Source organism: Euzebyales bacterium (assembly GCA_035461305.1).
Taxonomy (GTDB): Bacteria; Actinomycetota; Nitriliruptoria; order Euzebyales; family JAHELV01; genus JAHELV01.
Window position 1 is genome coordinate 1 of record DATHVN010000099.1, and the last position, 13,012, is coordinate 13,012.

11 protein-coding genes are annotated in these 13,012 nt (G+C 69.5%); 8 read left to right on the forward strand and 3 right to left on the reverse strand.

All coding sequences use genetic code 11. The annotated features are described in order from the left end of the window. Nucleotides 1–747 precede the first annotated feature (747 nt). Nucleotides 748–1,185 carry a nuclear transport factor 2 family protein gene (locus VK923_09080; GenBank protein ID HSJ44819.1) on the reverse strand — a complete coding sequence of 146 codons (438 nt, stop codon included), beginning with the start codon at nt 1,183–1,185 and terminating at the stop codon, nt 748–750. Nucleotides 1,186–2,394: 1,209 nt separating this feature from the next. On the opposite strand from VK923_09080, the gene VK923_09085 reads away from it, so the two are divergent. Together VK923_09085 and VK923_09090 are read left to right on the forward strand one after the other, a co-directional pair. Continuing rightward, nucleotides 2,395–2,817 carry a cyclic nucleotide-binding domain-containing protein gene (locus VK923_09085; GenBank protein ID HSJ44820.1) on the forward strand — a complete coding sequence of 141 codons (423 nt, stop codon included), beginning with the start codon at nt 2,395–2,397 and terminating at the stop codon, nt 2,815–2,817. Nucleotides 2,818–2,849: 32 nt separating this feature from the next. Next, nucleotides 2,850–4,304, forward strand: coding sequence for an NAD(P)-binding domain-containing protein (locus VK923_09090; GenBank protein ID HSJ44821.1), 1,455 nt, complete (start codon nt 2,850–2,852; stop codon nt 4,302–4,304). A 460-nt stretch (nt 4,305–4,764) separates the two neighbouring features. Here the strand turns inward: VK923_09090 and VK923_09095 are convergent, their stop codons facing one another. Together VK923_09095 and VK923_09100 are read right to left on the reverse strand one after the other, a co-directional pair. Beyond that, nucleotides 4,765–4,971 carry a hypothetical protein gene (locus tag VK923_09095; protein ID HSJ44822.1) on the reverse strand — a complete coding sequence of 69 codons (207 nt, stop codon included), beginning with the start codon at nt 4,969–4,971 and terminating at the stop codon, nt 4,765–4,767. Further along, nucleotides 4,968–5,264, reverse strand: coding sequence for a hypothetical protein (locus tag VK923_09100; GenBank protein HSJ44823.1), 297 nt, complete (start codon nt 5,262–5,264; stop codon nt 4,968–4,970). Before VK923_09100 ends, VK923_09095 begins: the two co-directional genes overlap by 4 nt. A 560-nt stretch (nt 5,265–5,824) precedes the next feature. Here VK923_09100 and VK923_09105 point away from each other — a divergent pair. The 6 genes from VK923_09105 to VK923_09130 all read left to right on the forward strand — a co-directional run bounded on the left by VK923_09105 (nt 5,825) and on the right by VK923_09130 (nt 12,785). Then, complete coding sequence (locus VK923_09105; GenBank protein ID HSJ44824.1) at nt 5,825–6,076, forward strand: glycine betaine ABC transporter substrate-binding protein; 252 nt, start codon at nt 5,825–5,827, stop codon at nt 6,074–6,076. A gap of 158 nt (nt 6,077–6,234) precedes the next feature. After that, the gene (locus tag VK923_09110; GenBank protein ID HSJ44825.1) at nt 6,235–8,652 is read left to right on the forward strand and encodes a DNA topoisomerase (ATP-hydrolyzing); all 2,418 of its coding nucleotides are present in this window, start codon (nt 6,235–6,237) and stop codon (nt 8,650–8,652) included. Beyond that, the gene (locus tag VK923_09115; GenBank protein ID HSJ44826.1) at nt 8,639–9,229 is read left to right on the forward strand and encodes a nitroreductase family protein; all 591 of its coding nucleotides are present in this window, start codon (nt 8,639–8,641) and stop codon (nt 9,227–9,229) included. The genes VK923_09110 and VK923_09115 overlap by 14 nt, the downstream gene beginning before the upstream one ends. A gap of 117 nt (nt 9,230–9,346) precedes the next feature. Continuing rightward, on the forward strand, nt 9,347–11,110 hold the full coding sequence (locus VK923_09120) for a proline--tRNA ligase (GenBank protein HSJ44827.1): 1,764 nt from the start codon (nt 9,347–9,349) through the stop codon (nt 11,108–11,110). 101 nt (nt 11,111–11,211) lie between these two features. After that, nucleotides 11,212–12,030 carry an ATP-binding cassette domain-containing protein gene (locus VK923_09125; protein ID HSJ44828.1) on the forward strand — a complete coding sequence of 273 codons (819 nt, stop codon included), beginning with the start codon at nt 11,212–11,214 and terminating at the stop codon, nt 12,028–12,030. Then, nucleotides 11,940–12,785 (forward strand): tyrosine-type recombinase/integrase, encoded by an 846-nt coding sequence (locus VK923_09130; GenBank protein ID HSJ44829.1) that lies wholly within the window; start codon nt 11,940–11,942, stop codon nt 12,783–12,785. Before VK923_09125 ends, VK923_09130 begins: the two co-directional genes overlap by 91 nt. Nucleotides 12,786–13,012 lie beyond the last annotated feature (227 nt).

Consider the following 13,012-nt stretch of genomic DNA (forward strand, 5'->3'; position numbering starts at 1 on the left):
AACCTGGTCAAGATCGGGATGATGATCCAGTGACGACAACCCGGGAGGTCGGCTAACGACCACGACCCCGAGCCCGCCGACCACCCCCACACCAGCGGCCACCCTCAATCAGGGCGAACAGACTTCTTCAGGAGAAAGTAACTAAACTACGGGACACGAGGTCGCCGCATACCTCACCACGGCGGGTGAGGAGCGGCGGGAGCGGTGACTGGACAAGCCCCTTCGCTGGCGCGCCCATCGTCGACTGCCCGATGGCGCATGGACGCGCGCTCGAACTCGATGGCGGCGGCTCGGCGTCGCCCACACCCCGCGGCAGTCGTGAATGGGACGCCGGCTGTGCGACGATGACGGTGTTCGTGTGCGCCCGGTGCGCGAGCGGCGGCCGACCGCCCCGGCGGGTCCCACTGCCTGTCTGGCTCTTCTGGCGGTTCGCCGGAACCGACGAAGCGACCATGTGGCGGTGGCTGCACGCGAACGATATCGATCTCAACACGCAACCGCGAGCTGCATCCCCGAGCTCTCGGCGTGCACGCCTGGCTCAACCGTCAACGCCTGGTGCGCTCACACCCTGCGCAAGCAGCACCCTCGACACGAGGGTCCGAGTGATCACAGGCTACGGAGCGTGGGCGATTTCGCACGTGGTCAAGGACATCGGTGCGTCGCGACCACCCGCATGCATTGTGACCTGCAGCACAGCACGGCGATTAAGCCGGAATCAATGATCGCGGCAGCGACGGACCGCGCGTGTCACGCGATCGGTTCCACCCAATGTGCGCGCCAAGCTGGCGCCTCGAGCGTCCGTGCGTAGTACCGGGTGTCGAGCACGATTCGGCCGGCGTCGTCGAACTCGAGGATCACCACTACATGCCAGACGTCGCCGTCGTAGTCGTTGACTGCCTCGACGACCCAGACTCTGCCTGAGCCCACGACCCTGCGCAACGTCATGGTCGGGGGCGCGGGAAACGCCTCCTGCATCGCGCGCATGGCGTCGCGGCCACGGATACGCTCCCCCGACTGCGGCATCTCCATCACATAACCCGGGTGCCGGACCCAGTACTCATCCGCTGCGGAGAGCCCTGTGCGGTCGGTCACGCCGAAGAGGCGTTCCAGGCCCTGTCGCATCGCCGCCGCGTCGCTGTGCGACACCGCCGCACGAAAGAGCTCAAGGACTTCTTGTCCGCCCATGCCGCCTCCTCGCCATCGCCGCGCCGATCAAGCCGTGCGGCGACGCCCGGTTCTCGGTCGATCGTGTCCAGGCTTGTCGTCGTTGAACCACGTGGAGTCGCGTTCAGCGGCGTTTGACGCCGAGCAGGGCGGAACCAGCGATAGCCGGCTCAGTCCAACGGCGAGCGCCGCCGAGACCGGCAACGAGATCGCCAGCACAGCGAACATAGTTCGACCGCGGCGTTGGGGGAACTCGAATTGCGGGCTCATAATTCGCCGGCGTGGGTCGGGGTCGTGTGGGGATGGCGAGCTGTGAGCGCGGTCAGCTGCCGCCGACCGGCGGCAGCTGACCGACGTCCCGCACCGGCCGGGGCGGCGAAGAGGAGCAGCAGACTGACACCGAGCGCTAATGCATGGAGTGAGACCGCCGACCGGCACAAACCTGGGGCCGTGGGTCGACGGCCTCAACGGGGGCCGGGGTGTACTGTCCGCCGATGGTGGCGTACGCACGGCCGCCGGTACGAGAGTGACGCGCGGCCACAGGCGAGGCCGCAGCCAGCCAGAGCCGCCCCTATCCGCCGGACTCGTTCAGAGCACCGCACGCGGCGTTGCGGGTGAAGACCTGCGCCTCCCGCACCTGCACGCGCCGCGTCGCGATGCTCATCGCGTACGGAATTGGGCACTGTAGTGTCAGGACTAGACGCTCGCTGAGAGGCACGCCCGGCAACCCGGATGTTCACCGCCACAGGTTCCCGCCGCGGCATTCGATTCGGGACGCTTAGCAATTTATACCGGCTGCGCGGTCCTATGACGATACTCAATTCATGCGATTTCCTTCCGCATTGAGGCCTCCGATCAAGATGACAACGTGGACACGCGACCCTGCGGGAGAGGCGTCTGCAACGCGACGTCCAATGCTGTGCCGGGCCGAGTTGGCCAGGGGAACGTGAGCGAAGCGGAGGCCCAGCCGCCACAACTGTGGCAGCTCGACCGACACGACCGACACGACGTGAGCCCGCCTCATGGCCCGTCGGGCGGGCCCGGAGCCTTGCTCGGGCGTCGCTCACGAGAACCGGGGCGCTACGGCGCGACCGGCGGTCAGGGCACCGGGGAGGATGGCGGCACCCCGTACGCCACTGATGTGATTCGCGAAGTCTTGACAGACGTCCGGACGAGCGCCCGGCGGGAAGGGCGGCAGGCGGGCGATCCGAGCGTGCGTAGACTGCGGTCATGGCTGCGGGTGAGGACGTCATCGACATCCTGGCGTCGCTGGCGTTGTTCTCTGACCTGTCGCGGGCGCAGCTCGACACGGTCGTGCACACAATGGACGAGGAGTGGTTCCCAGAAGGCCAGCGGATCCTTCGTCAGGGTTTCAGCGGCACCGGGTTTTACGTGATCCTCGACGGCGAGGCCGTGGTCAGCATCGATGGGCAGGACCGGGTGCGACTGGCGCGCGGCGACTTCTTCGGCGAGATCTCGATCCTGCTCGCCGAGCCTCCGGCGGCGGACGTCATCGCGCTGCGACCGCTGCACTGCCTCGTCCTGTCGCGCACCGAACTGAGCGACTGGCTGACGGCCATGCCCAGCGTGGCGGTTCGGATGCTCCAGGCAGAGGCCAGACGACTGCGGGCCGCCAACAGATGGCGCAGCTGAACCAGCGGCCGTTCCCGCCGGGCGCCTATCCGGTGGTCGTCGTCGGCAGCGGCCCGGGAGGCCTGCAGCTCAGCTACTTTCTGGGCCGGCTCGGCGTTGAGCATGCCGTAATCTCCGCCGACGACGCCCCCGGCGGAATGTTCCAACGCTTCCCCGTTTTCCAGCGGCTGGTCACGTGGACCAAGCCGCACGCGCCGACGGAGCGCGATTCACAGCGTTACGAGCGGTTCGACTGGAACAGCCTGCTCGCCGATGAACCCGAGCATCGCTTCCTGGTCCGCGACCTGGTGGACGGCGCATCATACTTCCCGACACGCGGCCAGATGGAGAAGGGACTGTCGTCGTTCGCGGCGCACACCGGGGTCAGCGTCCGGTACGGGACTGTGTGGCAGGGGACCCGCCGCGGCACGGACGGCTTCGTCCTGTCCACCTCTGACGGCGAGTATCGCTGCAAGGTCGCGGTCTTCGCCGTGGGAATGGCACAGCCCTGGAAGCCCGCCATCGAGGGACTGGCAGGCGTCCCGCACTACGTTGACATCAAGCCGCCTGCCTCCTACGCGGGCATGCGGGTGCTGCTGATCGGCAAGCGCAACTCGGGTTTCGAGCTGGCCGACGGCCTGCTGACGCACGCGAGGCAGATCATTCTGGTCTCTCCCCGGCCCGCGCGGATCTCCGTGCTCACGCACTCGACCGCCGCGGCTCGGGCCCGCTACCTGCAACCATACGAGGACCACGTGCTCGGTGGCGGCAACGTGGTCCTGGACGCGTCGATCGAGCGGGTGGAGCGGATGCGGCACGGCTACCGGGTCCACACCCACGGCACGACCACGCCAGACAGCCTGGCTCTCGACGTCGACGAGGTCGTCGCGGCGACAGGGTTCGCCGCGCCTTTGGGAGACCTCCCCCAGTTGGGCGTTGCGACGTTCTATCAGAACCGGTTGCCCGCGCAGACGCCGTTCTGGGAGAGCGCGACGGTGCCCGGCATCTACTTCGCGGGTGCCATCACCCAGGGCGCCGTCGGGCTGAAGAAGTACGGCATCCCCAGCAACTCGGCCGCGGTGCACGGCTTTCGCTACAACGCTCGCCTGCTGGCCCGCCACATCGCGCGAGCGCAATTTGGCATCGAGGTCGCTGCGCGCACCCTGAGGCCCGGAGACGTCGTCGACCACCTGCTGCGGCAGGCGACGAACGCGCCGGATCTGTGGAATCAGCAGTCCTACCTCGCGCGAGTACTGGAGTTCTCACCCAGCGAAGGCATCACCGAGCGGGGAGCTGTGCCGCTGGCACACTTCGCCGATGCTGGCGGAGCCGACGCGGCCGCAATCACGATCGAAACCGACGCCTCGGGCGACATCCACCCCACACTGTACGTTCGGCGCAACGGTGAGGTGACCGAGCATCTCCTTGCGCCGCATCCCCTCCACGACTTCAACACCGACGGGCACCGGGCGCACCTGCATGCGGTCCTGTCCGGCCTGATCAGTTGACTACGACACAAGTGCGCAGACGCCCGCCGCACGGGGCTCGCCCCTGGCGACGGTCGCTGACCTACGCTGGGGAATGAGGGGCTGACCAGTCGAGGTCAACGCGCGGCAACGCAACCTCACGAAGCCTCCGCGCGTCCACAGCCGGCATTCAATGGCCGGCGATGAGTAGAGACCCGCAGCCCGTTCAGTCCGAGCAGGCAGACCAGCGCGTAGCTGTAACCGCCCTCGTCCGAGGCGGCGGCGAGCAGATCGGTGAGCTCGTTGCGGTATCAGCCGTGGTGGCGAACCTCGACGCCAGGCAGGTCCTCGAAGCCGATCGGATCGGCTGTCACAACGACGCGGCCGCCGGCGACAGCCGTGGCCGCGATGATCAGGTCGTGTGCGCCACGCGATCGGCCGGCCGTGCGAGTGGCCACGAGCAAACGAGCGTGGGCCATCGCGACGGACGAGTCATAGGAGATCACCGGGACCACGGCCACCACGGCGTCGATGTACGCCTGGCGGGCCGTCCGTCGGCTGCCGTCGCCAGCGATGCGCCTACCTGCAACTCCGCGACGGTGACCGCCGCGATGGCGGTGTCGTCGTCGTCCGCGATCACCTCATCGACCGCGGCAGGATCGCGCTCGGCGTCGATCAGCACCGTGGTGTCGAGCAGCAGAAGGCTCACGTGCGGTCTTCTGTGACCAGCAGCTCGCGGGTGGCGACGACGTCGGCGGCCCAGTCGGGGTCTGGGCGGTGTGCGTTGAGCACGGCCTTGAGATCGCGTCCCCGGCCGCGTCGTGTCGGTTCGAGATGTGCGACGGCCTTGCCGCGGCGGATGATGGTGAATTCTTCACCGCGCTCGACGGCGTCTAGCAGGTCGGCGAACTTGCGGGCGGCATCGGTCGCGACCTGTTGCGCGAGCTGGGCTACGAGGTCTCGAACCCGGCCGACGCGACGCTGGATCCGAACGTGTTCCATCCGGCGCTCGCGCAGGGTGAGTACGACCTCTGGGTCAACGGCTGGTTCCCGTTGCACGACATCTACCTCGAGCGCTAGCTGTTCACAGGAGAGCAGGACGAGCAGCCGATCACCCCGCTCGGAACGGAGGTCAGCGACGGCGCGTTGCAGGGGTATCTGGTAACAAGGCGACCGCCGAGGAGCTGGGCCTGCCAGCATGTCGGACTTCACCGACGCGGACGTCGCCGCGACGTTCGACGACGACCGGCGACGGCACGGCCGACCTGGTCGGCTGCAACGAGGGCTGGCGCTGCCACGCGGCGATCGCAGAGCACATCGACACCCTGGACTGGGGGGCCAACGTCGAGCAGGTCGTCGGGGACTACTTCGACCAGGTCAACGAGATCGTCGACAGGATCGAGGCCGACTAACCCGTGCTGTTCTACGTGGACGCAGAACTGGACGGTCGACGTGCTGGTCCCGGGCGATGATGTCGTGTGGCTCGAGTCCCCTGCGTTGCCCGACGACGAGGGCAACACGACGGCCGAGGGCCTGCGAGGCTGTGCGACGGGCGCCGACGCGTGCGATCTGGGCTGGGCGTCAACGACATCCGCGCGGTCGCCAACAACGACTTCATCGAGGAGCACCCGGACGCGGCTGCGGTGCTCGAGGCCGTCGAGATCCCACTAGCACTAGCCGACATCGATGCGGAGATGAATGCGGCCGGCGACAGCTACACCGAGGCCGACATCGCGCAGGACGCGGCGGACTGGATCGAGGCGAACAGCGGCACCGTCGACGGCTGGCTCGAGCAGGCGCGGTCCGCCAGCTGACGCGCGCCCGGCGCCGCACCGGCCGGGTGCGAGGTCGCCGCAGGCGGCGCCTGGCCGAGATCCGCGGTGTCACACGGCACAATCAGCGTGCGGCGTGCGTCGCTCCGACGTCGCCGTGAGCGCACCACATCCACCGACCCTCGTGGGGACACGACAGCATGAGCCGCCAGCCCAGCCTGCTCGACACGCCCGACGGCGCCCGGGGCGTCCGGGCCGTCAACATCGTCGACCGCATGCAGCAGGCCTTCCTGGACTACTCGATGAGCGTCATCGTCGGGCGGGCGCTGCCCGACGTGCGTGACGGCCTGAAGCCCGTGCAGCGGCGCATCCTGTACGCGATGTGGGAGGCCGGGCTGCGCCCTGACCGCCCGTTGCGCAAGTGTGCGCGCGCCGTCGGTGAGGTGATGCAGAAGTACCACCCGCACGGTGACACGTCGATCTACGACGCGCTGGTCCGCATGGCGCAGGACTTCACGATGCGCGCCCCGCTGATCGACGGACACGGCAACTTCGGCTCGATCGACGGCGACAACGCCGCAGCCATGCGCTACACGGAGGCGCGGCTGTCCGAGATCGCGATGGCGCTCCTCGACGGCATCAACGAGCAGACCGTCGACTTCGTTCCGAACTACGACGGCGACGACGAGGAGCCGGTCGTGCTGCCGGCCCGCCTGCCGAACCTGCTGCTCAACGGCTCGTCGGGCATAGCGGTGGGCATGGCGACCAACATCCCCCCGCACAACCTCGGTGAGCTGATCGACGCGTGCCTGCTGCTGATCGGCCGCCCCGAGGCGACGCTGGACGACCTGCTCGACAAGGTGCCGGCGCCGGACTTTCCGACGGGTGGGCGCATCGTGTCGACCGACGGCATCCGTCAGGCCTACGCGACCGGTCGCGGTGCGGTGACGGTCGAGGCGATCGCCACGACGGAGACGCGCTCGGGTGGCATGCCGCGGATCATCGTGACCGAGATCCCGTACCAGGTGAACAAGGCCACGCTGCTCGAGCGGATCGCCGACCTCGTCAAGAGTCGTCGCATCGAGGAGATCCGGGACCTGCGCGACGAGTCGTCACGCGACGGCATGCGCATCGTCATCGAGCTCAAGCGCGGCGAGAACCCCGCGCGCGTGCTCGGCAAGCTCTACAGGCACAGCGACCTGCGCACCAACTTCAACGTCAACATCGTCGCACTGCACGACGGCCAGCCACGCACCCTGGGCCTGCGGGACTGCCTGGTCGCCTACGTCGCGCATCAGCGCCAGGTCCTGACCCGACGGACCACGTACCGGCGTGACAGGGCGGCCGCCCGCGCCCATGTGCTCCAGGGCCTCATGGTCGCGCTCGACCACCTCGACGAGGTCATCGCGCTGATCCGGGCGGCGGCCAGCGCCGACGTCGCGCGCGCCCAGCTCATGGAGCGCTACGGCCTGACCGAAATCCAGGCGACCGCGATCCTCGACATGCAGCTGCGGCGCCTGGCTCAGCTGGAGCGCGAGAAGATCGCCAACGAGCTGGCCGAGCTTGGTGCCCTGATCGCCGAGCTGGAGGCGATCCTGAATGACCCCGCCAAGCTCGACCGGCTGCTGGTCACCGAACTGCGCGAGCTACGGAGAGCGCACGCCGACCCGCGGCGCAGCCGGCTCGACGACCGTGTACCAACCACGGACGACGCAGCCGACGACGCCGCCGATGTGCTGCCCCAGCTCGAGGCTCAGCCGGTCACGGTCTACGTGACGGCGGGCGCCGTGATCAAGGCGGTCAACCAGCGCCGCACCAGCACGCCCTACAGGGACCGCAAGGACCCGGTCGTCGCGGTGTTGCGTGCCACGACCGCCGACGACCTGCTGCTGGTCGATGCCGAGGGCGGCGGGTACCGGGTGGCGTTGGCCGACGTGCCGGTCGTACCGACGGGCCAGCGGGGTGTCCCAATAGCCCAGCTGTATGGCTCGCCCCCGGATGCGCCGATCATCGGTGCGGTCCACCTCGTGGACGGCACGGACGTCGTCACGCTGTCGGCCCAGGGCCTGATCAAGCGGTCGAGCGTCGACGAGTACCGCGGGCGCACCCAGCAGATGATCGCCGCTGGCGTGCGCGACGACGACGAGCTCGTCGACGTCACGGCGTGCACCGACGACGACCAGCTGCTCGTGGCCCACAGCGGCGGCCTGGCCATCCGGTTCGGCGCCGATGAGGTGCGGACGATGGGACGGCCGTCGTTCGGGGTCGCTGCGCAGCAGATCCCTGAAGGCCAGCGCTGTGTCGGCGTGTCGGTCATGTCGCCCGTGGACATGGCGTCCGAGGTCGTGACGATCGACGCGGACGGAGCGGGCAAGCGCAGCCCGCTGGACGACTACCCCATGCAGAAGCGCGGCGGCAAGGGTGTGCTGTCGGGTGCGGACCACCTGGCCTGGCTCGGTGCCGCCGCCGACCTGCACGTGACGACCAGCGACGGCCCGCAGGTCGTCCGCGCCGTGCAGCTCGACCAGGCAGGTCGCAGCAGGAGGCCGGTGGCGGCCGTGCCCGACCTGACCGGTCGCGTCGTGCCGGAGCGGCGTGGCGACGATGGAGCTCGCTGACATCGTCGCGCGCCGGCGGATGGTCCGCCGGTACCGCCCCGATCCGGTGAGCCCGGCCGCCGTCGAGCACATCGTCGAGATCGCCCGACGCGCGCCCAGCGCTGGCTTCGCCCAGGCGGTGTCGTTCGTCGTGGTCACAGATGCCGACGTGCGGCAACGCATCGCCGAGGTCTGCGACGAGCCGGACCACATCGCACGGGGCCGGGCGCCGTGGCTGTCGGTCGCGCCGGTCCACGTCCTTCCCTGCGTGCGCCCCCGTACGTACCGCGACCGGTACGCCGAACCGGACAAGGCGGGCGGTCGCGGCCCCGACGACTGGGCGGTCCCGTTCTGGTGGGTCGACGGGGGCGCAGCACTGATGCTGCTGCTGCTGGCCGCGGTCGACGCCGGCCTCGATGCGGGCCTGCTCGACCTCGCCGACCGCGAAGGCGTGCGCGCCCTGCTGGGGATCCCCGAGGACGTCGAGCCGGTCGGGCTGGTCACGATCGGCCACCCGGCCGACACTCAGCCGCCATCGTCGGGCACCCGCCGCCCGCGCCGCCCGTTGGCCGAGCAGCTGCACTGGCAGCACTGGTGACGCCTGATGTGCGCGATCTGGGGACGTGGCGTCGGCTCGGCGTTGGGGCGCGTCCCCAGCGGAGATGGGCAGCTAGGCTCGGGCGTCCACGGACCGGAAGCTCAAGGAGATCGAGCGGTGGCACTGCGCATGTCGACGTTGTTCCTGCGGACCCTGCGCGAGGACCCGTCGGACGCGGAGGTCCCGAGCCACCGGCTCCTGGTCCGCGCCGGCTACGTCCGCCGCGTCGCGCCGGGGATCTTTACATGGCTGCCGCTGGGCTGGAAGGTGCTGCGCAACGTCGAGCGCATCATCCGCGAGGAGATGGACGCCGCTGGCTTTCAGGAGGTCCACTTCCCGGCGCTGTTGCCCCGCGAGCCCTACGAGCGGACCGGGCGGTGGACGGAGTATGGCGACACGCTGTTCCGTCTGCGGGACCGGCGCCAGGCGGACTATCTGCTCGGCCCGACCCACGAGGAGCTGTTCACGCTGCTCGTCAAGGAGATGTACGGGTCGTACCGTGACCTGCCGCTGTCGCTGTATCAGATCCAGACCAAGTTCCGCGACGAGGCGCGTCCCCGGGCCGGGGTCCTGCGTGGCCGCGAGTTCCTGATGAAGGACTCGTACTCGTTCGACGTCGATGACGCGGGCCTCGACCGGTCCTACGACCTGCACCGTGCGGCCTACCTGCGGACGTTCGACCGCCTTGGCCTGCGCTACGAGATCGTGTCGGCGATGTCGGGCGCGATGGGCGGCTCGGCGTCCGAGGAGTTCCTGGCGCCGACCCCGGTTGGCGAGGACACGTTCGTCAGGTGCACGACGTGCGACTACGCGGCGAACGCTGAGGCCGTCGAGATCCCGCCGTCCAAGCCCGTGTCCGCCGACGGCGTACCTGCGGCGCACGTGGAGGACACACCGGACACGCCGACGATCGCGACCCTGGTCGACCTGCTCAATGCGCGGCACGACCTGCGGCGCGAGGACCGTGACTGGACCGCGGCCGACATGCTCAAGAACGTGCTCGTGCGCCTGCGGCACCCCGACGGCAGGACGGAAGCCCTGGCCATCGGCGTCCCGGGCGACCGTGACGTGGACTTCAAGCGCCTCGAGGCCGTCGTCACGCCAGCCGCCGTGGAACCGTTCGACGACGAGGACTTCGCCGCTCATCCGATGCTGGTCAAAGGCTACATCGGACCCACCGGGCTCGGCGAGGCGATGGGTGTGCGCTACTTCGCCGACCCGCGCATCGCGGACGGCACGCGATGGGCGACCGGTGCCAACGAGGCCGGGCGCCACGTCGTGGACCTGGTGGCCGGACGGGACTTCACCGCCGACGGCATGATCGACGTCGCCGACATCCGCGAAGGCGACCCCTGCCCCCGGTGTGACGGGACGCTGTCGATCGCGCGCGGCATCGAGATCGGGCACATCTTCAAGCTCGGCCGCCGATATGCCGAGGCACTGGACCTCACGGTGCAGGACGAGGCCGGCGGTCAGGTGACCGTCACGATGGGTTCCTACGGCATCGGCGTCTCGCGTGCCGTTCCCGCGATCGTCGAGCAGACCCACGACGAGCACGGCCTGTGCTGGCCTCGATCGGTCTCGCCCGCCGACGTGCACGTCGCAGCGACCGGCAAGGACGACACGCCGTTCGACGCGGCCGAGGCCCTGACCGCCGATCTCGAGGCCGCCGGCCTTTCGGTGCTGCACGACGACCGACGGGTACGTGCGGGCGTGAAGTTCAACGACGCTGACCTCCTCGGCGTGCCGACGATCGTCGTGCTCGGCCGCGGCCTGCAGCGCGGAGTCGCCGAGATCAAGGACCGTGCCAGCGGCGAGCGCACCGACATCGAGCTGCCCGACGTCGTGGCGTACCTCACCGACCTCGTGCGCAGCGGCTGACCTCGGCTGCCCGGCAGCGGCTGCCACGTCCGAGGTTGCGTGGCAGCTGACCCCGGCTGCCCGCCAGCGGCCGCCACGCTCGTCGTGGCATGCTGCCGCCGATGGCCCATGTCGACGTCTCCCACCTGCGGTACGTCCTGCCCAACGGCAGGGTGCTGCTCGACGACGTCTCGTTCCGGGTGGGGGAGGGGGCCAAGGCCGCACTGATCGGTGCCAACGGCACGGGCAAGACGACGCTGCTGCGGATCCTCGCCGGTGAGCTCACCGCAAACGGCGGCACCGCTGTGTCGAGTGGCGGCCTCGGCGTGATGCCGCAGTTCATCGGCTCGATCACCGACGGCAGCGATGTGCGGGACCTGCTGCTGTCGGTCGCGCCCACGCCGGTGCGTACCGCCGCCGCGGCGCTGGACCGCGCCGAGCTGGCGATGATGGACAACGACGACGAGCGCACCCAGCTGGCCTACGCAGAGGCGCTTGCGCGCTGGACCGACGTCGGTGGCTACGACGCCGAGCACGGTTGGGACGCGTGCTGCACCGCGGCGCTGCGACAGCACTACGAACGCGTGCGCTATCGCGCCGTCGTGACGCTGTCGGGCGGGGAGCAGAAGCGCCTGGTGCTCGAGGCGCTCCTGCGCGGACCCGACGGCATGCTGCTGCTCGACGAGCCGGACAACTACCTCGACCAACGCTCGGACCCGATTATCGGGCTGACCAGCGGTTTCGCCGGTCACAAGCAGCATACTTGCATAGCATGCCGCACTAGGTCAAGATATCGCCGATGCTCGACACCGACGACCTCCGCGCCCTCCTCGACTCGTGGCTATTGCGGATGGCCGCCGAACGCAAGGCTGACAAGACCCGCGCCGTCTACAGGATGGGTGTCGAACAGTTCCTCGACTGGTGCCACACCGAGGGCGTGAAACCGGCGCTCGAGCCCGACACCGTCGCGGCGTTCACCAACCACCTGCTCGACGCCGGCCGGGCGCCAGCGACCGCCAGGTTGCGGCAGCTCGCGGTCCGGCGGTTCTCGGCGTGGCTCGCCGACGAGGACGAGATCGACCACGACCTGCTGGTGAAGGTCAAACCGCCGAAGCTCGACACCGCGGTCGTCGACGAGCTGACCGACGACCAGCTCCGCGCGCTCATCAAGGCGTGCGCCGGCAAGTCCCTGTCATGCAAGCGCGACGAAGCGATCGTCCGGTTCATGTGCGAGACGGGCGCCAGGGCGGGTGAGGTTATCAACATGACCGTCCACGACGTCGACCTGTCCCGCGGGCTCGCGGTGATCCGCCGCGGGAAGGGCGGCAAAGGCCGACACGTCCCGTTCGGACCCGCCACCGGCGCCGCGATCGACCGCTACATGCGCGCCAGACGCAAGCACATCAAGGCGGACGGGCCGACGCTGTGGCTCGGCGAACGCGGCTACGGGTTCACCTATGCGGCGCTGTGGCGGTCGCTGCGGATCCGCGCCCGCAAGGCTGGGCTCGGCGACGTCCACCCGCACGTGCTGCGTCACACGTTCGCCGGCCGGTGGCTCGACGCGGGCGGTACCGAACAGGGGCTCATGGTCACCGCCGGATGGAGCAGGCGCGACATGATCGACCGCTACTCGCGTGCGACGTCCGAACGCAGGGCGGCCGACGAGGCGCGCCGTCTCGGGTTGGGGGACCTGTGACCCCGCCGCCTCACCAGCCCCGCCGATGCCGCCGATGCCGCCATGTGGTCGCCGCTGTCGTCCGCAGCGACGGCCGCCTATGGCTGGAGACGTTCGAGCCGGACACGGCCGCCACGAGGGCGCACGTGATGCTCGCCGACCTCGCGCGCAGCCAGGGCGGGTGAGGTTATCAACATGACCGTCCACGACGTCGACCTGTCCCGCGGGCTCGCGGTGATCCGCCGCGG

Coding starts and splice junctions, on each gene's coding strand:
- VK923_09110 (HSJ44825.1), top strand. CDS start 6,235: ATGAGCCGCCAGCCCAGCCTGCTCGACACGCCCGACGGCGCCCGGGGC.
- VK923_09080 (HSJ44819.1), bottom strand. CDS start 1,185: ATGGGCGGACAAGAAGTCCTTGAGCTCTTTCGTGCGGCGGTGTCGCAC.
- VK923_09115 (HSJ44826.1), top strand. CDS start 8,639: ATGGAGCTCGCTGACATCGTCGCGCGCCGGCGGATGGTCCGCCGGTAC.
- VK923_09085 (HSJ44820.1), top strand. CDS start 2,395: ATGGCTGCGGGTGAGGACGTCATCGACATCCTGGCGTCGCTGGCGTTG.
- VK923_09125 (HSJ44828.1), top strand. CDS start 11,212: ATGGCCCATGTCGACGTCTCCCACCTGCGGTACGTCCTGCCCAACGGC.
- VK923_09100 (HSJ44823.1), bottom strand. CDS start 5,264: ATGGAACACGTTCGGATCCAGCGTCGCGTCGGCCGGGTTCGAGACCTC.
- VK923_09130 (HSJ44829.1), top strand. CDS start 11,940: ATGGCCGCCGAACGCAAGGCTGACAAGACCCGCGCCGTCTACAGGATG.